We start from the raw sequence: 21,543 nt of genomic DNA on the forward strand, positions 1-21,543 counted from the left end.
TCAGACTGACGCTTGGTGCTCTGCGCCCCCCTTCTGCCGAATCCCATGACGGTCTCTGCCCTGCGTCGCTTGCTGCTGGCCGTGGTGTTGCTGCTTGGCCTGAGCCTGCCGCAGCCGGCCTGGGCCGATGGTGCCCAGCTGTTTGAGCTGCACTGCGCGGGGTGCCATCTCAATGGAGGCAACATCATCCGCCGCGGCAAAACCTTGAAACTGGCCGCCCTGGAACGTCAGGGTGTCGCCTCCAAGGAGGCCATTGCGGCGATCGCGGCCCAGGGCCAGGGGCAGATGAGCGGCTACGCGGAGGCCCTGGGGGAGGACGGCGTTCAGCAGGTGGCCGAGTGGGTCTGGCAGCAGAGCCAGGCCGGTTGGCCGAAGGCTTGAGCTAGAACGCCTGGATCCAGGGGTGGACTTCCAGGGCCGTCCAGATCCCCTGGCGCCAGTAGACGTCGTTGTGCAGGAGCTCGTCCACCTGCTGCTTCGACTCAGCCTCGTAGATCCCGAAGACGTGGCTGCTGGTCTCGGTGGGCCCCAGGGTGATCAGCACCCCGGCGTCCTTCTGCTGCTGCAGGCCGGCAAGGTGCTCTTCGCGGTAGGGAGTGCGCTTCTCGAGCGCGTTCTCGCAGTAGGTCCCCCAGAGAACAAAGCGCACGGATCAGCTGGCGTGTTCGAGCAAGCTACAGCCAGCCACCGGCGAAGATCGGCTGGCGGATCTTGGCGGGAAGCAGCACGGGCAGGTTGCTTGGCTCAGCGCCCGCCTTGTCGCTCCAGCGCACCTTGCAGCGGAAGGTCCCGTTCTTGGCTTTGAGGACGTATTGCTGCGGGACGGCTTGCTCAGGCATCAGGTATTGGGCCTGGTTGCAGGCGTCCACCTCGGAGATGTTGGAGGTGTACTCACTCCAGCCGGCCTGGGCGGCGGTGGGGGCGAGGAGCAAGGCCGCGCCGAGGAGGATGCGGGTGCGCAGCGCCATGGGCAATCGTCCCCAGCGGGAGTGAACTGCAGGGATTCTGCCTAGTGATCGAGGGCTTGGCGCAGTTGGCCGCAGAACTGACCGGCCGCCACGGCGATATCCCCCTGCTGGCTGTGGCTCTCGGCCATGACTTTGACCAGGGCACTGCCGACGATGGCGCCATCGGCGCCCCAATCGCGAACCTGGCGGGCCTGCTCGGGGCCGGAGATGCCAAAGCCAACGGCCACCGGGGTTGGCCCCATCCCTTTGAGCTGCTGCACCAGCGTGGCCACGCGGTTTTCCAGGGTGGTGCGGACACCGGTGACGCCGGTCACGCTGACCAAATAGGTGAAGCCGCGGCTGGCCTGGGCGATCCGGCCCATGCGATCGCTGGGCGTGGTGGGAGCCACCAGCAGCACCAGATCCAATCCAGCGGCTTCGGCGATGGCGGAGAGTTTTTCGGCTTCCTCGAGGGGCAGGTCGGGCACGACGAGGCCGGCGGCACCGGCGGCGGCGGCATCCCGGCAGAAGTTCTCCATCCCGCGGTTCAGCAGCGGGTTGCTGTAGGTGAAGAGGATCACCGGAATCGTGAGATCTCCCTTCAGGCTCTGCAGCATCTCGAGGACGCGACCTGGGGTGGTCCCGGATCCGAGCGCGCGGCTGGCGGCGGCCTGAATGACGGGACCGTCAGCGAGGGGATCGCTGTAGGGAATCCCCAGCTCGATCATGTCCGCACCGGCGGCCTCCAGGGCGAGGAGGGTCGAGCGGGTCTGGGTCAGATCGGGGTCGCCGGCCATCAGGAAGGGCATCAAGGCGCAGCGCCCTTCCGACTGAAGCTTCTGAAACCGCTGCTGGATCGGAGTGCTGGTGGTCACGGCAGCGTGAGATCTGCAGCTGAGCCTATGGCCTCAGCCTTCGCTCTCCTGGGCGAGTTCCTGCATGAGCTTCTCTTGCTCTTCGGGGCTGAGGGCGTCAAAGCGCTTCAGCAGCTCTTCGTCCGTGGCCGCGTCATAACCCGAGCGGTAGCGGCGGCGCTGCTCCATATAGGTCATGTTCCCGGTCACGACCCGGAACAAATAGGAGCCCGTCCAGACCAGGACGATGACCACCAGGAGCGCCTGGGCGGCGATGCCCGCACTGGAGCCCTCGAAACCGGCCGCCTGGAAGCCCCAGTAGCCGATGCCGCCGATGCCAAAGATGGCCAGGCCGGCCAGAAGGGCCTTCCCCCGCGTGATCCCCGATCCCATTACTGGTTGCCCTGGCCCTGCAGACGCAGATTCACGAAGGGGGCGAAGACGATCAGCCCGGGGAAAAAGAGGAAGACCAGCCCGTAGACCGCAGTGCGCTCGATCTTGCCCATGACGGTCCAGCGCTTGGTCATCCAAGCCATCAGGGCCAGGGGCACCGCCACCAGGTAGGCACCGGCCAGGGCCCCATAGGCGGCCAGCACCAGCAGGGTCTCATTGGTCAAGGAGCTGAGGAACCCGGGCAGTGGCACGGCGATGGTGCGACGTCCCGGCAAATCTAAGATGGTCTGCGCCGGGACCATGGCGGAATTGGTAGACGCAGCGGACTTAAAATCCGCAGACGGCAACGTTGTGAGGGTTCAAGTCCCTCTGGTCCCATGCGTTGCACCCTGACTGAATGACAGTGGGGGCGAAGCAGGCCGCCTCCGCTTCATGACAAATCGGCTGACAGTTTGAAAAGCCCTGGCCAGGCTGATCACTGTTGAGCTCTGGCTGTTGTTGATGCTTGAGCTGCTCCCGCCGCTCAACGATCACAACCTCCCTTGGATGGACACGATTCATCCAATCGTGGTCCACTTCGTGATCGCCATGGCCCTGATCAGCTTTGTGTTTGATCTGATCGGGGTGGTCGGGCGCCGGCCGGCTCTCTTTGAAGCCAGTTTCTGGAATTTGTTATTCGCGACGGGGGCGATCTTCGTGGCGATCATCTTTGGCCAGGTGGAGGCCGGCTTGGCCTCTCCCTATGGCGCCGCGCGGAACATCCTCGACATCCACACCACGATCGGCTGGTCCTTGGCTGGTGTTCTGTCGCTTTTGACCGGCTGGCGCTATGTGCTGCGCAGCCGGGATCCCGAGGCCTTGCCCCTGGCATTCCTGGCGGCGGGGGCGCTGGTGAGCGCCTTGATCGTTGTGCAGGTGGTGCTCGGCGACCAATTGATTTGGACCTACGGCTTGCACACCGTCAAGGTCGTGGCCGCCACGCGTGAGGGGCTGATCTGATGCTCCTGCAGCCACTGGCTTTGGCCTACAGCCCAGAGACGGCTCCAATTGATCAAATCGCTGGGGAGTTGGGGGCGAATGGTTTGCCCTATTCCCTACCGATTCATCCGAATTTGGTGCACCTCACCATCGGCCTCTTTGTCATCGCCATTGCCTTTGATGTGGTGGGGGCGCTCTATCCGCTTGAGAAACGGGTCTTTCGCTTTTTGGCCCTGCCGATTACCCGCGGTGGTTTCCACGACGTCGGTTGGTACAACCTGCTGGCCTGCTGCTTGGTGACCTTTTTCACCGTGGCCAGCGGCTTCTACGAAATGCTCACCGCCGTTCCTCTCCCTGGGGTGGTCAGCACCTTCGGGCTGGGGAGCATGACGACGATGCTCTGGCACGGCGTCGGCGGCGTTCTGCTGCTGATGGTGATCACCGCGATGACGGTTTGGCGCGGTTTCCAGCGCTATCGCTGGCGGCGGGACATGGGTCGCCAGGTGCAGTGGCTGTACCTGCTGGTGGGCCTCGGAATGTTTGCCCTGCTCGGGTTGCACGGGACCCTGGGCGCCCAATTGGCGGCGGAATTTGGTGTTCATATCGCCGCCGACCAGTTGCTGGAGGCCGGCGCTGACCTTCACGTGGCCCTTCCCTGAGGAAAGAGACGATGAGCAATAGCGCCCCCCGTCCAACCCTTTCGCGTACGGCTGTCGTCGTCTGGCTGGTCTGGCTTGCTCTTCTGCTGGGGATCAGCCTTTGGATGGGGCAGCAATCCCACCATTGGCTCCCGGTCCAGGCCTCCACCGCGGCTCCCCTGGTGGATGACCTCTTCAGCTTGGAGACCGCCATCGGCACCTTCGTCTTTTTCGGGGTGGTCTCGGTGATGGTCTGGGTGGTGCTCTTCAACCGGGCCGAGAAGTACGACGAGAGCGACGCCTTTCCGATTGAGGGCAACACCCGGTTGGAAGTGATCTGGACCGCCATTCCCTTTGTGCTGGTGATGGCGATTGCCTTCTGGACGATTCGCGCCAGCGACAAGCTGGGGATGTTGGGGCCGATGGAGCACATCCATCTGCGCAACGCCAGCGAGGAGGTGGGGGGCTATCCCGGCGATCGCTTGCCGGCCGAACAGGTGGAGGTGATCGCCCGCCAATGGTCCTGGGAGTTTCGCTATCCAGGCAGCAACGTCTCCTCGACGGAGCTGCACCTGGAGCTGGATCAACCCGTCAGCCTGCGGTTGGTCTCCGAAGACGTGCTCCACAGCCTCTTCATCCCCGCCTTCCGGATTAAGCAAGACGTGGTCCCGGGCCGGGCCATTGATCTGAATCTCACCCCCACCCGCACGGGGGTCTACCGCCTCCGGGATGCCCAGTTCAGCGGGACCTGGCATGCGGCAAACCAGGCCGATGTCGTGGTCGAAAGCACCGATGACCATCGGCAGTGGCTCGAGCAGGGCGCCCGTCAACCGCTGCAACCGGGCCTGAGCGTGGCCGTCGATGAGTTCGCGATTCGTCAGACCAAGGCCAACCCCGGTTGGGCGACCGTTCCTCCCGCTCCACCCCCTCAGGTGAATGTCCCTGGAGATCCCCAGCAGCCCCATGACGCCTGAGCCCTGAGCCGATGACCATCGCCACCTTTCCCCCCGAACCGCCACCGGAGAGCAGTTGGAAGCGCTACTTCGGCTTCTGCACCGATGCCAAGGTCATTGGCATTCAGTACATCGTCACGGCCTTCTTTTTCTTCCTGATCGGTGGCCTCTTGGCCATGGTGATCCGCGGGGAGTTGATTACGCCGGCGGCGGATCTCGTTGATCGCTCGGTCTACAACGGCATCTACACGATGCATGGAACAATCATGTTGTTCCTGTTCATCTTTCCGGTTCTCAATGGCCTCAATAACCTGCTGATCCCCACCATGATCGGCGCGCCGGACATGGCCTTTCCGCGGTTGAATGCGGTGGCGTTCTGGTTGGTTCCGGTCTTTGGAACGATTCTGATCGCCAGCTTTTTTGTGCCCGGTGGTCCGGCCTATGCCGGTTGGTGGAGTTATCCGCCGGTCAGTCTGCAGAACCCGGCGGGACATCTCTTTAACGGCGAAGGGCTCTGGATTACGGCGGTGGCGCTGTCAGGGGTCTCTTCGATCATGGGCGCGATCAACTTTGTGACCACGATCTTGAGAATGCGGGCCCCGGGCATGAGCCTGACCCGGATGCCGGTGTTTTGCTGGACCGCCTTCGCGGCCCAGTCGCTGCAATTGATTGGCCTGCCCGCGCTAACGGGCGGCGCGATCATGTTGCTGATGGATCTGAACTTCGGCACCAGCTTCTACCGGGCTGAAGGGGGTGGTGATCCGGTCCTCTATCAGCACTTCTTCTGGTTCTATTCCCACCCGGCTGTTTATGTGATCATCCTGCCGGTCTTTGGGGTCTTCTCAGAGCTCTTCCCGGTCTATTCCCGTAAGCCTCTCTTTGGTTACCTCTACGTCGCCTTTGCGTCCTTCATTATCGTCGGCCTCGGGCTGATTGTTTGGGTGCATCACTTCTTCACCAGTGGTGTGGCCCAGTGGATGCGCAATCTGTTCATGGTCACCACGATGCTGATTGCGGTGCCCACCGGGGTGAAGGTGTTCGCTTGGTTAGGCACCCTCTGGGGCGGCAAGTTGCGCCTGACCACCCCGATGCTGTTTTGCCTGGGTGGCCTCTTCAACTTCGTGTTTGCCGGCATCACCGGGATCATGCTGGCCACGGTGCCGATCGATATTCACGTCTCCAACACCTACTTCGTCGTCGGTCACTTCCACTACGTGATCTATGGGGCCGCGGTGATGGGGATCTTCGCGGCGATCTACCACTGGTTCCCGAAGTTCACCGGGCGGATGCCCTACGAGGGTCTGGGCAAGCTGCACTGCCTGCTGACCTTTGTGGGGGCGAATCTCAATTTCCTGCCGATGCACCCCCTGGGGCTGATGGGCATGCCGCGGCGGGTGTCGAGCTATGACCCGGAGTTCACCTTCTGGAATGTGATCGCCAGCTTGGGGGCCTTCCTACTTGGGGTGTCGATCATTCCCTTTCTCTTGAACATGGTCAGCTCCTGGATCCGGGGCCCCAAGGCCACCCACAACCCCTGGAATGCCATTGGCCTGGAGTGGCTGTTGCCCTCTCCGCCACCGGAGGACAACTTTGGGGAGGAGGTTCCAACGGTGATTGCCCGTCCCTATGGCTATGGCAGCGGTGAGCCGCTGGTGGAGCACCAGGCGGAACTGGAGCGCAAGCTCGTGCTGCAGGAGGCCGGGCAATGACCAGCACGACACCGCAGGCTGAGCTGGAGCTTCACCCCAAGCACAACCTCACCGGCTTCATCATTTTTCTGTGCTCGGAAAGTGTCATCTTTCTGGCCTTTTTCAGCGGCTACGCCCTGCTGAAGACCTCCGCCCTCGATTGGCTTCCCCCTGGTGTGGAGGGGTTGGAGTGGAAGATGCCACTGGTGAACACCGTGGTCTTGGTGTCGAGCTCGGGCACGATCGCCCTAGCCGAGCACTTCAAGGCCAAGGAGAACATGGCCCTCTTCCGCGGGTTCTGGCTCTTGAGTATGGCCATGGGGGCCTACTTCCTCTTCGGTCAGGCCGTTGAGTGGGGTGGTCTGAAGTTTGGTTTTACCTCCGGAACCTTTGGCGGAACCTTCTATCTCCTCACCGGTTTCCATGGTCTCCATGTGGCCACAGGAATCCTCTTGATGGGATTGATGTTGGTGAAGTCCTTTATCCCCGGGAATTACGCCGGTGGGGAGCAGGGCGTTCAGGCCACATCCCTCTTTTGGCACTTTGTGGATGTCATCTGGATCATCCTCTTTTTGCTGATCTACGTCTGGCAGTAGCCCAAGAACCATGATCATTGACGACATTCACTACGACGTCATCGTGATCGGCAGCGGTGCTGCTGGCGGGACGATTGCGGGGCAGTTGGCTGCATCCGGTAAGCGCATCTTGCTGCTCGAGCGCGGTGGGGTGATGCCCCTAGCGGATCAGAACGTTGCTGACGTGGATCTGTTTCGCAAGGACCGCTACCACCCGGGTGAGCAGTGGTTTGGCACCGACGGGGACCCCTTCTCGCCCCAGACGATTTATGCCCTCGGCGGCAACAGCAAGATCTGGGGTGGCGTTCTCGAGCGGATGCGGGAACGGGAATTTGGTGGCCTGCCCCTGCAGGAGGGGGCGGCGCCCGATTGGGAATTGACCTACGGCGACTTCGCTTCGTATTACGACCGCGCCGAGCAGCTCTACCGGGTGCATGGCGAAGCGGGGGTGGATCCCACCGAGCCAGGCCGCACCGGCCCCTATGGCCATACCCCCCGCTCGTTTGAACCTTGGGTGGTGGAGCTCAAGGCCGCCCTGGAGCGCCAGGGCACCCATCCCTATGCCCTGCCCCTGACGTGGTCGGAATCCGCCGAAGACCCCACGGGCGATGCCGAGCTCTTTGGCGTCGATCTGGCGAAGCAGGCCGAGAACGTCTGCGTCCGTGACCGGGTGAAGGTGCGTCGCTTGCACGTCAACCCCAGCGGCACCGAGGTGCGGGCTGTGGAGGCGGAGATCGACGGACACGCCTGGTTGTTCAGTGGCGATCTCGTCGTCTTGGCGGCCGGCGCGATCAACACCGCGGCGATCCTCCTGCGCTCGGCGACCGAGCACCACAGCCGCGGGCTCTCCAACGGCTCCGATCAGGTGGGCCGCAACCTGATGAAGCCCCAGCTGACCTCGATCATTCAGTTGGCGGCAGCGCCGAACTCGGGGCGCTATGGCCGCAGCCTGGGGGTGACCGATTACCTCTGGGGCGACAGCAACGTCAGCTACCCCCTCGGCTCGATTGCGGCCGGTGGCGGTGTCCTGCAGGACGCCCTGTTTGCCGAATCACCACCGGTGCTGTCCTTGGTGACCAAGCTGATGCCCAACTTTGGCCTGGAGCAACTGGCTGCCCGTTCGGTGACCTGGTGGGCGATGAGCCCGGTCCTCCCCGATGCCCATAACCGGGTCACCCTGCGGGGCAATCACCTCCAGATCCACTACCTCCCCAACAACCGGGAGGCCCATGACCGTCTGGTCTACCGCTGGATCGACACCCTGAAGAAGGTGGAGAACGATCCGCTCTGCCATGTGGTCAAGCCGGCCCCCACGCACCCCCGCGGGGAGGCGCCCTTGACGGTGATGGGCAGTGTCTGCGGCACCTGTCGGATGGGCTCCAACCTCGCCACGTCCGTGGTGGATCTCCAGGGCCGAAGCCATGAGTTGGCCAACCTCTACATCGCCGATGCCAGCGTCTTCCCGAGCTGCCCGACTGTGGGGATGGGCCTCACCGTGATCGCCAATGCCCTGCGGATTGGCGATGGCTTGGTGAAGTCTCTCTAGGCCATGGCCAAGGTCTCCCGATCACTACTTCTGAGGGTGATTTCCACTCAGCTCGGCGGCATCATGGGCTCGCTTTGAGAGCACGGCAGTGGTTCTGCGCACCCGCGACTTGATCCGCAACCTGTTGCAGTTGTCTCTGCTGGGTGTGCTGGTCGGTGTGGCCTGCTGGCCGTTCAACATGCTCGACCGCTGGCAGGATCAGCTGCTCAACCTGCTGCCCGCCTTCAGCGGAGAGGAGTGGACGCCGGTGGCGTTGGCGTTGGCCTGCTCACCGCTCGTGGTCGTGCCGGTGTTGCTGCTGCTGCAACGGGGGATTTGGTCGCGGGGAGCCGGCTCCGGCATTCCGCAGACGATGACCAGCATTGAGCATCCCGTCCAGGCCTCCGCCCTGCTCGGGTGGGCGCCCAGTTTGCAGCGCCTAGCCCTCTGGGGGATCGCCAGCTTGGCCCTGTTGCCGATTGGGAGGGAGGGACCGGTGGTGCAGGTCGGCGCCTCCGCGGCTCACTTTCTGCGCAAGCGTTTTCCCAATTGGTTCTACGGCTTGGGGCAGGCCGAGCTGTTGGCGGTGGCCGGTGGTGCTGGCTTAGCGGGTGGTTTTGATACCCCGCTTCTCGGGGTGGTGTTTGTGGTCGAGGAGTTCATCAGTGCCTTCTCCTCGACCTTGATCTGGCCGGCCATGGTGGTCAGTGGCATGGCGGCCTCCTTCAGCAACCTGGCCGGTCAGCCGATGTTTGCCTTGGGCACCGTCGGCGTGGAGCCGATGGAATTGGCCCAGGTGCTCTGGGCCCTTCCGGTGGGCTTGCTCGGCGGTCTGGTGGGGGCGGTCTTTGCCCGTTTGCTGCTGGCTGGGACACGCCGGGGTGTGGGTTTGGCCCGCCGTTATCCGCTGCGTCTTGGTCTTGGTGTTGGTGCCTTCCTGAGCCTGTTCCTGTTGGTGAGCGGCGGAACCGGTGGCGGCGACGGGGAGTTGCTGATGGGCCGCCTGCTGTTCGGCTCATCCAATGGTGTGGAGCTTCCCCACGGGCTATGGACCGATCTCCTCACCCTCATCTTCCGAATCATTGGCCCGGTTCTTGCCCTCTCTACGGGCATCCCAGGGGGCTTGATTGATCCCTCCTTCACCTTTGGTGCGGCGATGGGCCAGGTGATTGCTGATCTCGCCGGGTTGCCCCAACTCTTTTTGGCCTTGGGCATGGTCGCGGGACTCTCGGGCGCGACCCAGCTACCGGTGATGTCGGTGCTCTTTGGGATTCGCTTAGCGGGTGACCAGCAACTGTTGCCAGGACTCCTGGTGGCTTGTGTCCTGGCGGCCTATGTGAGCCGTCAGTTCGTGACCAAGCCGATTTATCACGCCCTCCATTCTCTTACGACGACGTCTCCGTAATCACGAGGGCCGAGCGCTCGCGGGTGGCAATCATCCAGAGCCATTTGGTCAGCAAGGTCAGCCGGCTTTCGTTGGCGGGCATGAAGGCCAAATGGGCGAAGCCCCAGAGGATCCAACCCAGGCTGCCGCTGATCTTCAGGCCGCGCAGGTTGGCCACCGCAAAGAGGGGGCCGACCACGGCCATGCTGCCGAAGTCGGTGAACTGAAAGGCGGGGTTGGCCTGGCTTTGGCACTTCGCCAGGATGTCCTTGGCCACCCAGCCCCCCATCTGCACCGCTGGACCGGCCATGCCGGGGAGGGGTTTGCCATCGCGGGTGTGGCTGTAGCTGCAGAGGTCCCCGATGACGCGGATCTCGCCGTGGCCCTTGATTGAAAAATCGGGTTCGACGACAACGCGGCCGCCCCGGTCCACCTCGCAGCCGCTGCGTTCGGCCAGCAGCTTCCCGAGGGGGGAGGCGGCGACCCCGGCGGTCCAACAGATCGTGCTGGCCTCCAGGCTGACTTCGCCATTGGGCGTCGTGACGACGACCTTGCCGTCGCTGATGTCTTTGACACGGCCCCCCAGCAGGAGCTCCACCCCTTTGACTTTGAGATGGCCTCCAGCGGATTGTGAGAGCTGGGGATCCATGGCCCGCAGGACGCGATCACCGGGATCCACCAGGGTCACCTTGCAGTGGGTGGGATCGATCTGCATGAAGTCCCGCTCGAGGGTGTGCCGCATCAGATCGTTGAGGGATGCCGCCAGCTCACAGCCGGTCGGCCCACCGCCGATGACGACGACGGACTGCAGCCACTTGCGCCTCTCCAGGTCAGGGGTCTGCTCGGCTTCCTCCAGAGACTTGAGGACCTGGCGCCGGATGGCGTAGGCATCCTCAAGGGTCTTCATTGGAATGGCTTCACTGCGCCATTCGTCATGGCCGAAGTAGCTGCTGGTGGCCCCGGCCGCGAGCACGAGATGGTCGTACTTGTAGCGGCGGTTGTTGAAGACCACCTCCTTCTCATCGGTATTGATGTCCTCCACTTCCCCCATCAGGATTTGGATGTTTTCGGACTCACCCAACATCACGCGCAGGGGGGAGGCGACATCGGTCTGGGAGACCAACCCGGAGGCCACTTGATAGAGCAGCGGCTGGAAGAGGTTGAAGTTGCGCCTGTCGATCAGGGTGACGCGAACGGTTTTCCCCGCCAACACGTGGGCTGCCCGTAGACCGGCGAACCCACCTCCGACGATCACCACATGGGGTGCTGTTCGCAGCAGTTCAGACGGTGGGGTTAGCTCGAGAAAGAACCGTTCGGGAGCCATCGGCCAGCGGGTGCTGATTTCAAGCTATCCACGGTTTTCCAAGCTGGCCTAGAGCCCAAGTCGCACTTTCACGGAGCCTTCCGGTTTGACTGTGGTTTCAGGGTCAACGGCGTCCCAATAGGTCATCCCAGCTCGGCACACTGCTCGGGGATGAAGGGGAGTGGGGCCGCTTCGGATGAAGGGCGCGTTCGGCGTTTTGGTGGTGTGGGTTGGCCTGTTGCGGGGCAGTTGTTGGTTCTTTCAGTTGGGGCATGGAATCAATTGCAATGGAATATCAATTCACGCAGCAGTTGCTGTGGCCTCAAGATAGATCGAATTCTTTGATGCGACCAACCGCTGATGACTAACCAGCCCGTCGTCATCCTTGGTGGCTTTTTGATTGGTGTGGAGGCCTACGAGCCGATGCGCTTGTGGCTTGAGGATTCCCTCAATCAGCCGGTTGTTGTTGTTCCCGCGACGCGGCTGGATTGGTTGTTGACCTCGACGGGCTGGGGTTGGCGTCGTCTGCTGGATCGCACGGCTGCGTTGGTGGAGAGCGCGGCTGGGCAATCCACCACGGGCAAGCTGACCTTGATTGGGCACAGCTCAGGCGGGGTGATGTTGCGCCTGCTGCTCAGCTCAGATCCCTGGATGGGGCGTTGCTATGGCGCCCAGCGTTGGGTCGATCGCCTTTACACCTTGGGCAGTCCCCACACGGCGCTTCGGGCGACGGCGATGCGCGCCTTTGTCGACCAGCGCTGGCCGGGAGCCTTCTTCGTTCCGGCCGTCGACTACGTCGCGGTGGCGGGAGAGTTGGAGTTGGCGGAGGGCTTCGACTTGAGCCGCCGGGTGGCCAAGCGTTCCTACACCGCGATCAGCGGAGATCCGGAGGCTGCCGGTGATGGTTTGGTGCCCGTGGGTTCGGCCTTGTTGGCTGGAGCTCAGCCGTTGGTTCTGCCGGGGGTGGCCCATGGCGGAGCCTTTGGACCGCGCTGGTACGGCACGCCGGAGGTGGTCGAGCGCTGGTGGAGGGGTTGATCCAGTTGGATCAGTTCATAGGACCAGTGACAACTCAGGGCGGCCAAGAGGCTTCGGCGATCTCCAAAGATCCGGAGCATGGGCGTTGCGTCGCTCCGCCAAGGCTGGGCCCAGCTGAGGCAGGCGCTGCGGCAAAGGATGCGACCAAGTGCGCCAAAAAGCACAGCCCGCGGTAGCGGCCGGCGGCCTGATTGCGTCAACCTGGGTGGACCTTGCCCAATCCCAGCCATGCACCGTCGCGCACTGCTGCTGCTCCTGGCTGGAGCGGCGACGTCCGCTGTTGCGGTTGGAACCAGTTGGGCCCAGGTCGCGACCCCGCCCCCCCTGAGCACGACCCGCTTCTTAGCGGTGGGTGACGTCGGTAGTGGCAATGTCCACCAGCGGGCCGTGGGCACGCAGATGGCGGCGGTCCATCGCCGCAAGCCCGTCGACCTGGTGCTGCTGGCCGGGGACAACATCTACCCCTCAGGAGATATTCGCAAGGTTCAGTCCACCTTCCTGACTCCCTACGCCGAGTTGCTGGCCGCCAAGGTCCCCTTCCATGCGGTCTTGGGGAACCACGACATCCGCACTGCTAACGGCAACCCCCAGGTGGCCTACAAGCCTTACGGCATGAAGGGCCGCTTCTACAGCGTCCGCCGCGGCGAGGTCGAATTTTTCATGTTGGATACCAACGGCAACGCCCCCTGGACATCCCAGTTGTCCTGGCTGCGTTCGGCCCTCGCCAAGAGTCAGGCCCCTTGGAAAGTTGTGGTGGGCCATCACCCGATTTATTCCTCGGGCCTCTACGGCAACAACCCCGGCCTACGGGGCAAGTTGAGCTCCTTGATGCAGCGCCATGGGGTGCAGCTCTACATCAATGGCCATGAACACCACTACGAGCGCAGCAAGCCGATCGAGGGCATCACCTATTTGATCGTCGGCGGTGGCGGCGCCTATCTCCGCCCGGTGATCGCCAAACCCCAATCCGCCAAGGCGGTCAGCGTCTACAGCTTCGCGGAGCTGCAGGCCGGGCCCGACAGCTTGACCATCCGGGGCTGGGACCGCGACGGCAAGCTGATCGACCAGGGCGTGATTACCCGGCGTTAACGCTGCTCCAGTCGCTCCAGGCTGGGGATCAAGGCAGCGGAGGCCATCAGCCCCAAGCTCAAGATCAGCAGGGCCGGAATCAGGGCGGCGCCCACCCGTTCATCGCTGGCGTACTGATAGACCCGCACCGCCAGGGTGTCGAAGTCAAACGGCCGTAAGGCGAAGGTGAGGGGGAGTTCCTTCACCGTGTCGACAAAGACCAGCAGGCTGCCCATCAGCAAGGGGCCCTGCAGCAGCGGCAGGTGAATGCGTTGCAGGACCCCGCCCCAGCTCTGACCGAGGGAGGTGGCGGCTTCATCAACGCTGGGCGGGATGCGCTCAAGCGCCGCGTCGAGGCCGCCTTTGGAGACCGCGAGGAAGCGATCGACGTAGCCCCAAACCAGCAACAACAACGGCGCCAGGGCCAGGGGGCCGCCGATGAGCATCAGCGCCAAGGCCAGCACGGTGCCGGGGATGGCGTAGCCCAGCCCCGCCGCGAAGGTCAGTCGCCGCAGTCCGGCGTTGGGGATCCAGCGCTTGGCGATGGAAAGCACGAGGCTGACGACCACCGTCAAGACGGCCGCGACCAGGGCTAGGCCAAAGGAGCGCAGTCCGAGTTCCAGCAGTTCGGCGCTGTCTTCGCCTTGGAGTTGGTCCCAACTGAAGGCCGCCCAAACCAAGGGAAGCCCCAGGCTCAATAGGGGTGGCGTCAGGCAGAAGAGTTGGCTGAGCCAGCGTTGAGGCCCGTCCAGGCTCCAGCGCTGTTCCGGCTCACCGCCGCCGCTGATGGTCCAGCAGCGGCTCCGGCGCCGCAGGGTCCGCTCGGCGCCCACCAGTAGGCCGACGATCACCAGGGCCATCAAGGCCAGGGCGACCGCGGCCTGCGGGTCCCCCTCCTGCTGCCAGCGCATCAGGATTCCCGAGGACAGGGTCGGGACGCCGAGCAGTTGCACCGCCCCGAGTTCGTTGACGACCTCCATGCCGGTGAGGGCGACCCCGGCTCCAATCGAGGGCAGTGCCATCGGCAGGGCGACGCGCCAGAAGCTTCCCCAGGGACCGACGCCGAGGCTGCGGCAGGCTTCGAGCTGGCGCTTGCCGCTGACCGAGAAGCTCTCCGTGGAGAGCAGAAAGACATAGCTGTAGGTGCTCAGGACCATCACCGTCAGGGTTGGCCCAAAGCCGTAGATGCGATGGCCGAAGCGACTGCCGAGGTCGATCCAGGTGGCCGCCAGCAGATAGCTGGGCGTGGCCAGGGGCAGCAATTGGGCGATGCGCAGCAGGCGGCGTCCCGGGAATTCACAGCGGGCCGTCAGCCAGCCCGTCCCTGTTCCGAGGCCTGCGGCGAGGGCCCCCACCAGCACCACCAAGCCCAGGGTGTTGCCCACCTGGAGGGGCCCCTCATCGCCAAGGTTCAAGCTCTCGAAGCCTGCGCCGCCGAGGGCAAACCAGCTCAGCCAGGCCACCGGGGCTAACGCTGCGGCACAGACCAGCAGTACCCCGACGCTGAGCAGGCTGCGCTGCGGCAGTGGTCCCCGTGCCAATCCTTTGCCTGAGGCTGCGTCGCAAAGCCTAGGGGGCAGGCATGTAATGAATGTCACAGCCCCAGGTGGCGAATGATGGACCGCGCTCCGAGGGGTGTCGGGCCTGGGCATAGTTCGTGGATTGCGATTCCATTTGGCCTTGGCGTTTCCTCGCTCCATCGCCCCCGAGCGTCTGGCGCTCGCCGCCCTGCTGGGCGTCACGGCCGGGGCTGCGGTGCTCACCTCCCTCGCGAAGGCCAACAGCCAAGAAATCGGGGTGTACTCCGGACGGCACTACAACACCGACAAGGCGCTCTACAAGCAGTTCAGCCAGAAGACCGGGATCAAGGTGAAGTTGCTCGAGGCGAAGGATGACGCCTTGATCGAGCGGATCAAACGGGAAGGCGCCAACAGCCCTGCCGATGTGCTGGTGCTGGCCGATGCGGCTCGCCTGGATAAGGCTGCCGATGCTGGTCTGTTTCGTCCGAGCCGCTCCGCCTCCCTCAACCGGGACGTCCCCGCGAACTTGCGGGAGTCCAAGGGGCTTTGGTTTGGTCTGACCCGCCGGGTGCGCGTCGTGGTGGTGAACCCGAAGGCGGTGAATCCCAGCAGCATCCGCAGCTACGCCGACCTGGCGAAGCCGGCCTTCAAAGGACAGCTCTGCCTGCGCAATCGCAAGAGCGTCTACAACCAGTCCCTGGTGGCCGACCAGATGATCCTGCGGGGTGACAAGGCTGCTTCCGCCTGGGTCAAGGGGATGACCGCCAACGTCACCCAGCCCTATTTCAGTTCGGATACACCCTTGATCCGCGCCGTCGCCAATGGCCAGTGCGGCGTCGGCTTGGTCAACTCCTATTACGTGGCGCGGATGCTGGCCGGCGGCAGCGGTGCCTCGGATCAGCAGCTCGCGAATCGGGTCAAGGTTCGCTTCCCGGATCCCGCCCACGTGAACATCACCGGTGCCGGGGTGGTCAAAACCGCGAAGAATCCCGAGGCGGCCCTGCGTTTGATCGAGTTCTTGGCCTCGCCCAGTGGTGGTCGCGGTTATGCGGAAGCCAACAACGAATACCCGCTGCGGGGCTTTGGCAACAACGCGGCCCTGAAGCGCCTGGGGACCTTCAAGGCCGATGGGGTGTCGGCCCAGCAGATGGGTGCCAAGAACAAGGCCGCCGTGGCCTTGATGCAGGCCGGCGGTTGGCGCTGAGCCACTGGAAAGGCAACTTGTACCCCTTGAGCCAGCCGCCCCGCGCGGCTGGCTTTTTTGCGGGGACGCACAACAGGCGTTTGCAGTTGGCAGCCGCTATTGAGAATTGCTTGCAAAAGTGACTGTTTCTTGTTTATCTTGCGACGCATTCGCAACTAGCCCGTTTTCGGGGGTCATGTCCTTCCGCTTTCTCCCTGACGTCCCCGCCAGTGCCGTGCGGATGCCGGTGGGCCAAACCGTCCTGCTGGATCCCGCGCGCCAGGCCGGCGGGAGCTGCATCGAGGTGCTCGAGGGGATGGCCCGCGTCTACTGCCCCTGCGAGGAGACCGAGGGAATGACCCTGGCCTTCCTGCAGCCCGGCGATCAGCTGCGCACGGATCGGCTCTGCAGTGAGGGGGTGTGCGTCGAGGCGCTCACTCCGCTGGTCTTCAGCAGCGACGCTGAGGCGGTCGGCGGCAACGGCTTTGATCCCGTGAATGAGTGGACCCTGCAACTCCTGCGCATCCGTCACCTCGGATCGGCGGAGCAGCGCCTGCATGCCCTGTTGAGTCTGCTGGTCCATCGCCTGGGCCGCCGCTGCGGCGACTGGTGTGACCTGCCCTTCCGCCTCACCCATGACCGTATTGGTGAGTTGATCGGCGCCACACGGGTGACGACGACCCGGATGATCTCCAAGTTCCGTCAGGCCGAGTTGCTGGAGGCCCCGGTGGGTGAGGGCGGTCTGCGCTTGGCGCCCGCCTTGATGGATTCGGCCCCCCTGGCGGCGGGGTTCTGATCGATGCTCAGCATGCAGGCTTCAACCAGTGCGCTCGGTTCCCTCTGCGGCGAAGCCCAGGCCCTGCGCGTGCGTCTCGTCCAGATCGAAGCGGATCAGCAGCGCTGCCAGGCCCCGGCCCTCATCAAGCGCCTGCGGCGGGAGTCCGAGCAGCTCATCGTGCGCTTGGCGGAGCTGGGGCGCATCGCCCACTGGCTGCAATCGGCACCCGTCGCCGTCGATCGCCTGAGCTTGGCGCTGTTTCGGGAATTGTGCGGGCGGCCCTTGCTCTGCCGTTAGGCGACCGAGGCCGGCGCGTTCTGGCCCGCCGCCAGTTCCCCGTCGATCACGAGCAAGGCGGCGGGGGCGGAGTGGGTGAAGGCGATGCGATCGAGCAGGTGGGCGGCTTGGTGTTCCGCGTCGATCTGCCCCTGGACGATCGGATCGAGGAAGACCGTGGTGCGCACATCGCCACTGCGCTCGGCCATGGCATAGAGCTGATGCAAGGAGGTGGTCACCTCCGCTTCCATCTGGAAGATGCCGCGGAAGACCTCCTCAACGCTGCTCCAGCTCTGGCGAGGCGCCAGCAGCGGTTCGAGGGCAACGGACTGGCCGCGGGCGATCAGGTAGTCGGCAAAGAGTCCGGCGTGGTGCTGCTCTTCGGTCGATTCCTGTTTCAAGAACGCGCTGAAGCCCCGCAGGCCGCGCTCGGCAAACCAGATCGCCAGGGCCCAATAGGCGGCGCTGGCCTGGCGCTCCATCGTCAGGTGCTCCTGCAGGGATTCGAGCAGGTCGGCGGCCATCGGTTGGGCCATGGCGCGCCCGGCGGGTCCCCGGGCGATGGCTTGGTCGCTGTCCCCGCGAACGATGGATTGGGTCATGGCTTGCCGCGCGGAGCTGGCTGCAACCTACGGGCTCTACAAGGGTGGTGCAATCCGGCCCTCACAAGCGCCTTGGCTTGCGCAAAAGAGAATCGATTGCAATAAGATGAAGGCATTGAGATCGAGCCCGATTCACTTCTGATGGCCCAATCGATTGGTCCTGCGTCTGATCTCCCGCTGCAGCCCCAGGGCAGGGTTCAGGCCTGCGCCAAGAAGAAGGGCTGCAAGCAGAAGAAGTGCTCGAAGTGGAAGGGCGGCAAGTGCCGCTGCGGCCGGGACTAAGACCTTCCGTTCCGCTGGCTGAGGGCAGCGGCGCCGGGGTCCTCTAGTGGGGCTTGGCGTTTCCAGGCTTCGACGCCGGTGAGCAGGGCGGAGGCCACCAGTAATAAGGAGAAGCCACGCCGCAGATGGCGATCGCTCAGATGGGGGGCGAGCCGCTGACCGGCCACGGCACCCACGGCTCCCCCCAGCAGCAACGACGCGAGCAGGGGCAGGCTCGCCTGCGGCCAGTGGCCGAGGGCCGCCAAGGCGACCAGGCATTGACGGCAATCAGCAGCAGGCTGGTGCCGCTGGCCAAGGCCATGGGCAGTCCCGCCAGCAGGACGAGGGCCGGCACGATCGCAAAGCCGCCGCCGACGCCGGCAATGCCGGTCAGCAGACCCACCAGTAGGCCCTGCAGCACCAGCAGTACGTCAGCGGCCCGGCGGGGACCTGGAGTCCCGTTGGTCTGACGCTGCAGCAGGAGCCAAGAGGCCAAGAGTGCCGCGGACGCAAAGACGCTGAGTTGAACGGCCTCAGGAATCAGCTCGGCTTTGACCCAGCTGCCGCCGATCCAGCTGCCACCGAGGGCCGGCAGGCCCAGGAGCAGGGCTGGTTTCGGGGCGAATTGGCCGCGGCGCAGGTAGGGCCCCAGGTTCGCCAGGGCCAGGAGCATGACGACGATGAGCGAGAGCGGAACGGCCTCCCGGGTGGGCAGGGCAGCACCGCTGACCAGCAGAGGCAGCAGAAGAATGGAGCCTCCTGCCCCGAGGACGGAGAGCAAGAAGCCGATCAGGCCGCCCCCCAGTCCAAGCAGCAGGCTGATCACAGGGAGACCCGGTTCCAGGGCATGACGGCGAGCAGCCGGGTCATGCCGCAGAAGCCGCTGACGCCAGCGAAGGTCAGGCCGGCACCAACGAACCAGGTGAGGGCAATCCAGCCAGGGGCAACGGTGTTGCTGAGGATCAGGCCCAGCAGGATCAGCGATCCTGCCGCGATTTGCACCTGGCGCATCAGGGGGAGCGGGGCGTTTTTGAGTTTGCGGATGGGGAATCCAGCCCCCTGCCAGCTGGGCAGGCCTCCCTGCAGTTCGCTGAGGGTGTGGGGATGGCCTTGGGCCATCAGTTGTCCAAGGGCGCGATGGCTGCGGTTGCCGCTCTGGCAGACCAGCACGAGGGGGCCCTGGGGAAGGTCGTCCTGCAGTAGGCGATTCAGGGGAACGTTGAGGCTGCCGGCGATGTGACCGCTGGCGTACTCCATCGGTTCGCGTACGTCGATCACGCTGACGCGTTGTGTGGAGAGTTGATCGGCCAGGTCGTGGGCGCTGATCGGTTGGGCGTGGGTCATCGATGGGCTGGCAGAGGAAGGACGGGTGCGGAGGCTGAGGTGGATCAGGTGTTGATGGAGCCGACGAGCGGGTAGCCCTCATCGCTCCAGCGCAGGAGGCCGCCGCGCAGATTGGCGACGCGCTCGAAGCCGGCTTTGAGGAGCTGTTGGGTCGCGAGGGCTGAGCGACTTCCCGCGTGGCAGACCACGACAAGGGGGCGATCACTCGGGAGTTCCCCTTGACGTTGCTCGAGTTCCGGCAACGGGATGTTCAGGCTGGTTTCGATTCGGCCATCCGGGCCGTCCACTTCGTCCTCCGAGCGGACGTCGAGAACGGTGACGGCGCTGCGGTGCTCCGCCAGCCAACTGGGGGGCAGCTCGGGCAGCCCGGCGAAGCTCCGCTGAATGGGGGCCCAGTGCTGGGCGTGCTGCTCCTCGCGGGGTTGGCCCGAGCGCAGATTCCCGGGGAGGGCGATCGCGATCTTGCCGGGGTGGGGGAGCTTCATGTTGGTCATGTGTCCCACGAAGTCCCGTTCATCGGCGCCGCCCCCGAGGCGCGCGTTGAAGGCTTTTTCTTCGGCGACCGAGGAGAGCGTGCGACCGGTGTAGTCGTGGCCGGGGTAGAGCAGGCAGCTGTTGGGCAGGCTGAAGATCTGCTCGGTGATCGAGCGCCAGAGGGTGTGGGGGTCGCCCTGTTGGAAGTCGCAGCGACCGCAACCGCGAACCAGCAGGGCGTCGCCGGTGAAGGCGGCGGACTGATCGTCCAGGACATAGGTGACGCAGCCGTCGGTATGGCCCGGGGTACTGCGCACTGCGAGATGACGGCCGCCGAAGCGCACCTGATCGCCGTGCTCGAGGGGCAGGTTGACGTTTTTGGCGCGGGCCGCTTTGGCGAGGCCAATGGCGCAGCCGGTGGCCTGCTGCATGAGCCAGCTGCCGGTGACGTGGTCGGCGTGGGCATGGGTGTCCAAGGTGGCCACGAGGGTGATGCCCAGCTCACGAATTAAGGAGAGATCCCGCTCGTGTTGCTCAAACACCGGATCGATGAGCACCCCTTCGCCGGAGGCGACATCGGCGAGCAAATAGGTGTAGGTACCGGTTGTTGCGTCGAAGAGTTGGCGATGCAGCAGGGGCTGCCCGCCTGCTGCATCCAGGAGCGCGACCGGGGATGGCGCGATGGAGACCATGGACTCCGCTTCAGGCTTGTATGACTTTACACGCATAAAGCCTTTGCGGTCACGTGGCGTTCTTCTGGCCGAAGGCCTGAACGACGGCGCTTTTGCCCTGGTGGAAGGGGCCTTCTTCGATCCAGCGCTCGGTTTCCTGCAGTTCCAGCCAGGTCAGCCCCTGGAGTTCGTCTTGGAGTTGCTTGGCTGTGATCAGGAGTTCCGGGTTAGGTGGGCCGCCGGTTCCATGGCGCAGCTGCTCCGGGTTGTAGGCCTCAAGGATCAGGTGGCCGCCGGGTTTGAGGGCGGCAACGGCGCGCCCGTGCACCAGGGCCCGCAGCTCGGGCTCGAGGTGCATCCAGATGGCGACGACGAGGTCGACGCTTTCGGGTTCGGGCTTGAACTCCCGCAGGTCTCCGCAGGCGCAGGTCAGGCTGACCCCTTGGTCTTGGGCGAGTTGCTGGGCTTTCTCGAGGCCGACCGGGCTGAGGTCCTGGGCGGTGACGCGATGGCCCTTTTGGGCCAAGTACACCGCGTTGCGGCCGCCACCTTCCGCAAGGCAGAGCGCGTCGCCAGGGGGAAGCTTGGCGACTGTTGCCCGCAGGAAGTCATTGGGTTCGGTTCCGTAGGCGTGGCCGCTCTCGCGGAAGCGCTGATCCCAGAACTCCTGATTCATGGCCGAGGCCAGGCATAATGCGTTTATCGTCATACAGCATTGCGATGGGCGCCGCAGGTGCAATGCCCTCCCAGGAGTTGCTGGAGGAGTACAGCCAGTTCTTTCGTTTGCTGAGTGAGCCGGCTCGGCTCCAGCTGCTGTGTCATCTCAAGCAGGGGCCGACCGATGTCGCCTCCTTGATTGAGGCGACGGGGTTCTCCCAGTCCCACATCAGCCGCCAGCTGGGTCAGCTGCAGCGGGCTGGGCTGGTGCGCTGCGAGCGTGAGGGCACGCGCACGATCTGGCAGGCGGATGGTGACTTGGTGGATGACCTCTGCGCGTTGGTTCAGAACCGGCTCAAGCAACGGCTTCAGGCACAGCTAGATCAGCTGCAGTCGGCCTGAATGGTCCGTTTGCTGTTCGCAATGCTTAAGC

General features: G+C 64.3%; 28 protein-coding genes and 1 tRNA gene. 16 read left to right on the top strand and 13 right to left on the bottom strand.

Going from position 1 to position 21,543, the window contains the following annotated elements:
- Positions 1–45 precede the first annotated feature (45 nt).
- On the top strand, positions 46–381 hold the full coding sequence (locus tag H0O22_RS01075) for a c-type cytochrome (RefSeq protein WP_185187244.1): 336 nt from the start codon (positions 46–48) through the stop codon (positions 379–381).
- 1 nt (position 382) lies between these two features.
- Here the strand turns inward: H0O22_RS01075 and H0O22_RS01080 are convergent, their stop codons facing one another.
- The 5 genes from H0O22_RS01080 to H0O22_RS01100 are packed head-to-tail and all read right to left on the bottom strand — an operon-like array spanning position 383 to position 2,445.
- Positions 383–649 carry a YciI family protein gene (locus H0O22_RS01080; protein WP_185187245.1) on the bottom strand — a complete coding sequence of 89 codons (267 nt, stop codon included), beginning with the start codon at positions 647–649 and terminating at the stop codon, positions 383–385.
- Positions 650–674: 25 nt separating this feature from the next.
- Complete coding sequence (locus H0O22_RS01085) at positions 675–968, bottom strand: hypothetical protein (protein ID WP_185187246.1); 294 nt, start codon at positions 966–968, stop codon at positions 675–677.
- A gap of 41 nt (positions 969–1,009) precedes the next feature.
- Entirely contained in the window at positions 1,010–1,822 is an 813-nt protein-coding gene (gene trpA / locus H0O22_RS01090; RefSeq protein ID WP_185187247.1) for a tryptophan synthase subunit alpha, read from the bottom strand.
- 33 nt (positions 1,823–1,855) lie between these two features.
- Entirely contained in the window at positions 1,856–2,194 is a 339-nt protein-coding gene (locus tag H0O22_RS01095; RefSeq protein ID WP_255439375.1) for a DUF3007 family protein, read from the bottom strand.
- Positions 2,194–2,445: an NAD(P)H-quinone oxidoreductase subunit L gene (locus H0O22_RS01100; protein WP_185187248.1), complete on the bottom strand. Its 252-nt coding sequence runs from the start codon at positions 2,443–2,445 to the stop codon at positions 2,194–2,196. Before H0O22_RS01100 ends, H0O22_RS01095 begins: the two co-directional genes overlap by 1 nt.
- 43 nt (positions 2,446–2,488) lie before the next feature.
- Between H0O22_RS01100 and H0O22_RS01105 the strand changes: the two genes are divergently transcribed.
- From H0O22_RS01105 to H0O22_RS01140, 8 genes are all read left to right on the top strand, one after another.
- Positions 2,489–2,572 (top strand) — tRNA-Leu (locus H0O22_RS01105).
- Positions 2,573–2,695: 123 nt separating this feature from the next.
- Positions 2,696–3,193 carry a DUF2231 domain-containing protein gene (locus H0O22_RS01110; protein WP_185187249.1) on the top strand — a complete coding sequence of 166 codons (498 nt, stop codon included), beginning with the start codon at positions 2,696–2,698 and terminating at the stop codon, positions 3,191–3,193.
- Positions 3,193–3,831, top strand: coding sequence for a DUF2231 domain-containing protein (locus H0O22_RS01115; RefSeq protein ID WP_185187250.1), 639 nt, complete (start codon positions 3,193–3,195; stop codon positions 3,829–3,831). The genes H0O22_RS01110 and H0O22_RS01115 overlap by 1 nt, the downstream gene beginning before the upstream one ends.
- Positions 3,832–3,842: 11 nt before the next feature.
- Positions 3,843–4,784 carry a cytochrome c oxidase subunit II gene (locus tag H0O22_RS01120; RefSeq protein WP_185187251.1) on the top strand — a complete coding sequence of 314 codons (942 nt, stop codon included), beginning with the start codon at positions 3,843–3,845 and terminating at the stop codon, positions 4,782–4,784.
- Between the two features lie 11 nt (positions 4,785–4,795).
- Positions 4,796–6,472 (top strand): cbb3-type cytochrome c oxidase subunit I, encoded by a 1,677-nt coding sequence (locus tag H0O22_RS01125; RefSeq protein WP_185187252.1) that lies wholly within the window; start codon positions 4,796–4,798, stop codon positions 6,470–6,472.
- Positions 6,469–7,047, top strand: a complete 579-nt coding sequence (locus H0O22_RS01130) for a heme-copper oxidase subunit III (protein WP_185187253.1) — start codon at positions 6,469–6,471, stop codon at positions 7,045–7,047. Before H0O22_RS01125 ends, H0O22_RS01130 begins: the two co-directional genes overlap by 4 nt.
- Before the next feature lie 10 nt (positions 7,048–7,057).
- Positions 7,058–8,572, top strand: coding sequence for a GMC oxidoreductase (locus H0O22_RS01135; RefSeq protein ID WP_185187254.1), 1,515 nt, complete (start codon positions 7,058–7,060; stop codon positions 8,570–8,572).
- A gap of 88 nt (positions 8,573–8,660) precedes the next feature.
- The gene (locus H0O22_RS01140) at positions 8,661–9,956 is read left to right on the top strand and encodes a chloride channel protein (RefSeq protein ID WP_185187255.1); all 1,296 of its coding nucleotides are present in this window, start codon (positions 8,661–8,663) and stop codon (positions 9,954–9,956) included.
- Here H0O22_RS01140 and H0O22_RS01145 read toward each other — a convergent pair.
- Positions 9,937–11,259 (bottom strand): NAD(P)/FAD-dependent oxidoreductase, encoded by a 1,323-nt coding sequence (locus tag H0O22_RS01145; RefSeq protein ID WP_185187256.1) that lies wholly within the window; start codon positions 11,257–11,259, stop codon positions 9,937–9,939. The two genes, H0O22_RS01140 and H0O22_RS01145, sit on opposite strands and share 20 nt — an antisense overlap.
- Before the next feature lie 339 nt (positions 11,260–11,598).
- On the opposite strand from H0O22_RS01145, the gene H0O22_RS01150 reads away from it, so the two are divergent.
- Together H0O22_RS01150 and H0O22_RS01155 are read left to right on the top strand one after the other, a co-directional pair.
- Positions 11,599–12,276 carry a triacylglycerol lipase gene (locus H0O22_RS01150; RefSeq protein ID WP_185187257.1) on the top strand — a complete coding sequence of 226 codons (678 nt, stop codon included), beginning with the start codon at positions 11,599–11,601 and terminating at the stop codon, positions 12,274–12,276.
- A 228-nt stretch (positions 12,277–12,504) separates the two neighbouring features.
- Positions 12,505–13,365: a metallophosphoesterase gene (locus H0O22_RS01155; RefSeq protein WP_185187258.1), complete on the top strand. Its 861-nt coding sequence runs from the start codon at positions 12,505–12,507 to the stop codon at positions 13,363–13,365.
- Here the strand turns inward: H0O22_RS01155 and H0O22_RS01160 are convergent.
- A complete protein-coding gene (locus H0O22_RS01160) occupies positions 13,362–14,885 on the bottom strand; it encodes an iron ABC transporter permease (RefSeq protein ID WP_255439377.1) in 1,524 nt (507 codons plus the stop codon). The genes H0O22_RS01155 and H0O22_RS01160 overlap by 4 nt on opposite strands.
- Before the next feature lie 139 nt (positions 14,886–15,024).
- Here H0O22_RS01160 and H0O22_RS01165 point away from each other — a divergent pair, with 139 nt between their 5' ends.
- The 3 genes from H0O22_RS01165 to H0O22_RS01175 all read left to right on the top strand — a co-directional run bounded on the left by H0O22_RS01165 (position 15,025) and on the right by H0O22_RS01175 (position 17,122).
- The gene (locus tag H0O22_RS01165) at positions 15,025–16,068 is read left to right on the top strand and encodes an extracellular solute-binding protein (RefSeq protein WP_255439378.1); all 1,044 of its coding nucleotides are present in this window, start codon (positions 15,025–15,027) and stop codon (positions 16,066–16,068) included.
- Positions 16,069–16,243: 175 nt separating this feature from the next.
- Entirely contained in the window at positions 16,244–16,843 is a 600-nt protein-coding gene (locus tag H0O22_RS01170; RefSeq protein WP_185187260.1) for a Crp/Fnr family transcriptional regulator, read from the top strand.
- 12 nt (positions 16,844–16,855) lie between these two features.
- Positions 16,856–17,122 (top strand): hypothetical protein, encoded by a 267-nt coding sequence (locus H0O22_RS01175; protein WP_185187261.1) that lies wholly within the window; start codon positions 16,856–16,858, stop codon positions 17,120–17,122.
- Here H0O22_RS01175 and H0O22_RS01180 read toward each other — a convergent pair.
- The gene (locus H0O22_RS01180; RefSeq protein WP_185187262.1) at positions 17,119–17,703 is read right to left on the bottom strand and encodes a ferritin; all 585 of its coding nucleotides are present in this window, start codon (positions 17,701–17,703) and stop codon (positions 17,119–17,121) included. The genes H0O22_RS01175 and H0O22_RS01180 overlap by 4 nt on opposite strands.
- A gap of 141 nt (positions 17,704–17,844) precedes the next feature.
- Here H0O22_RS01180 and H0O22_RS01185 point away from each other — a divergent pair, with 141 nt between their 5' ends.
- The gene (locus H0O22_RS01185) at positions 17,845–17,985 is read left to right on the top strand and encodes a hypothetical protein (RefSeq protein WP_185187263.1); all 141 of its coding nucleotides are present in this window, start codon (positions 17,845–17,847) and stop codon (positions 17,983–17,985) included.
- Here H0O22_RS01185 and H0O22_RS13220 read toward each other — a convergent pair.
- The 5 genes from H0O22_RS13220 to H0O22_RS01205 are packed head-to-tail and all read right to left on the bottom strand — an operon-like array spanning position 17,982 to position 21,129.
- Positions 17,982–18,152, bottom strand: coding sequence for a hypothetical protein (locus tag H0O22_RS13220; protein ID WP_255439379.1), 171 nt, complete (start codon positions 18,150–18,152; stop codon positions 17,982–17,984). The two genes, H0O22_RS01185 and H0O22_RS13220, sit on opposite strands and share 4 nt — an antisense overlap.
- Positions 18,122–18,790: a sulfite exporter TauE/SafE family protein gene (locus H0O22_RS01190; RefSeq protein ID WP_255439380.1), complete on the bottom strand. Its 669-nt coding sequence runs from the start codon at positions 18,788–18,790 to the stop codon at positions 18,122–18,124. The genes H0O22_RS13220 and H0O22_RS01190 overlap by 31 nt, the downstream gene beginning before the upstream one ends.
- Positions 18,787–19,308, bottom strand: coding sequence for a rhodanese-like domain-containing protein (locus tag H0O22_RS01195; protein ID WP_185187264.1), 522 nt, complete (start codon positions 19,306–19,308; stop codon positions 18,787–18,789). Before H0O22_RS01195 ends, H0O22_RS01190 begins: the two co-directional genes overlap by 4 nt.
- 44 nt (positions 19,309–19,352) lie before the next feature.
- Positions 19,353–20,474 carry an MBL fold metallo-hydrolase gene (locus H0O22_RS01200; protein ID WP_185187265.1) on the bottom strand — a complete coding sequence of 374 codons (1,122 nt, stop codon included), beginning with the start codon at positions 20,472–20,474 and terminating at the stop codon, positions 19,353–19,355.
- A 49-nt stretch (positions 20,475–20,523) separates the two neighbouring features.
- Positions 20,524–21,129, bottom strand: a complete 606-nt coding sequence (locus tag H0O22_RS01205; protein ID WP_185187266.1) for a bifunctional 2-polyprenyl-6-hydroxyphenol methylase/3-demethylubiquinol 3-O-methyltransferase UbiG — start codon at positions 21,127–21,129, stop codon at positions 20,524–20,526.
- 62 nt (positions 21,130–21,191) lie between these two features.
- Here H0O22_RS01205 and H0O22_RS01210 point away from each other — a divergent pair, with 62 nt between their 5' ends.
- Entirely contained in the window at positions 21,192–21,512 is a 321-nt protein-coding gene (locus H0O22_RS01210; RefSeq protein ID WP_185188208.1) for a helix-turn-helix transcriptional regulator, read from the top strand.
- Positions 21,513–21,543: the final 31 nt, after the last annotated feature.

Source organism: Synechococcus sp. LTW-R (genome assembly GCF_014217875.1).
Classification (GTDB): Bacteria; Cyanobacteriota; Cyanobacteriia; order PCC-6307; family Cyanobiaceae; genus Vulcanococcus.

What these genes read in the sequence shown, in the direction of transcription:
- H0O22_RS01200 (WP_185187265.1), bottom strand. Translation starts at nt 20,474, where the DNA reads ATGGTCTCCATCGCGCCATCCCCGGTCGCGCTCCTGGATGCAGCAGGC.
- H0O22_RS01130 (WP_185187253.1), top strand. Translation starts at nt 6,469, where the DNA reads ATGACCAGCACGACACCGCAGGCTGAGCTGGAGCTTCACCCCAAGCAC.
- H0O22_RS01110 (WP_185187249.1), top strand. Translation starts at nt 2,696, where the DNA reads ATGCTTGAGCTGCTCCCGCCGCTCAACGATCACAACCTCCCTTGGATG.
- H0O22_RS01115 (WP_185187250.1), top strand. Translation starts at nt 3,193, where the DNA reads ATGCTCCTGCAGCCACTGGCTTTGGCCTACAGCCCAGAGACGGCTCCA.
- H0O22_RS01175 (WP_185187261.1), top strand. Translation starts at nt 16,856, where the DNA reads ATGCAGGCTTCAACCAGTGCGCTCGGTTCCCTCTGCGGCGAAGCCCAG.
- H0O22_RS01145 (WP_185187256.1), bottom strand. Translation starts at nt 11,259, where the DNA reads ATGGCTCCCGAACGGTTCTTTCTCGAGCTAACCCCACCGTCTGAACTG.
- H0O22_RS01180 (WP_185187262.1), bottom strand. Translation starts at nt 17,703, where the DNA reads ATGACCCAATCCATCGTTCGCGGGGACAGCGACCAAGCCATCGCCCGG.
- H0O22_RS01195 (WP_185187264.1), bottom strand. Translation starts at nt 19,308, where the DNA reads ATGACCCACGCCCAACCGATCAGCGCCCACGACCTGGCCGATCAACTC.
- H0O22_RS01120 (WP_185187251.1), top strand. Translation starts at nt 3,843, where the DNA reads ATGAGCAATAGCGCCCCCCGTCCAACCCTTTCGCGTACGGCTGTCGTC.
- H0O22_RS01170 (WP_185187260.1), top strand. Translation starts at nt 16,244, where the DNA reads ATGTCCTTCCGCTTTCTCCCTGACGTCCCCGCCAGTGCCGTGCGGATG.
- H0O22_RS01085 (WP_185187246.1), bottom strand. Translation starts at nt 968, where the DNA reads ATGGCGCTGCGCACCCGCATCCTCCTCGGCGCGGCCTTGCTCCTCGCC.
- H0O22_RS01155 (WP_185187258.1), top strand. Translation starts at nt 12,505, where the DNA reads ATGCACCGTCGCGCACTGCTGCTGCTCCTGGCTGGAGCGGCGACGTCC.
- H0O22_RS01135 (WP_185187254.1), top strand. Translation starts at nt 7,058, where the DNA reads ATGATCATTGACGACATTCACTACGACGTCATCGTGATCGGCAGCGGT.
- H0O22_RS01075 (WP_185187244.1), top strand. Translation starts at nt 46, where the DNA reads ATGACGGTCTCTGCCCTGCGTCGCTTGCTGCTGGCCGTGGTGTTGCTG.
- H0O22_RS01210 (WP_185188208.1), top strand. Translation starts at nt 21,192, where the DNA reads ATGCCCTCCCAGGAGTTGCTGGAGGAGTACAGCCAGTTCTTTCGTTTG.
- H0O22_RS01125 (WP_185187252.1), top strand. Translation starts at nt 4,796, where the DNA reads ATGACCATCGCCACCTTTCCCCCCGAACCGCCACCGGAGAGCAGTTGG.
- H0O22_RS01185 (WP_185187263.1), top strand. Translation starts at nt 17,845, where the DNA reads ATGGCCCAATCGATTGGTCCTGCGTCTGATCTCCCGCTGCAGCCCCAG.
- H0O22_RS01095 (WP_255439375.1), bottom strand. Translation starts at nt 2,194, where the DNA reads ATGGGATCGGGGATCACGCGGGGGAAGGCCCTTCTGGCCGGCCTGGCC.
- H0O22_RS01205 (WP_185187266.1), bottom strand. Translation starts at nt 21,129, where the DNA reads ATGAATCAGGAGTTCTGGGATCAGCGCTTCCGCGAGAGCGGCCACGCC.
- H0O22_RS01150 (WP_185187257.1), top strand. Translation starts at nt 11,599, where the DNA reads ATGACTAACCAGCCCGTCGTCATCCTTGGTGGCTTTTTGATTGGTGTG.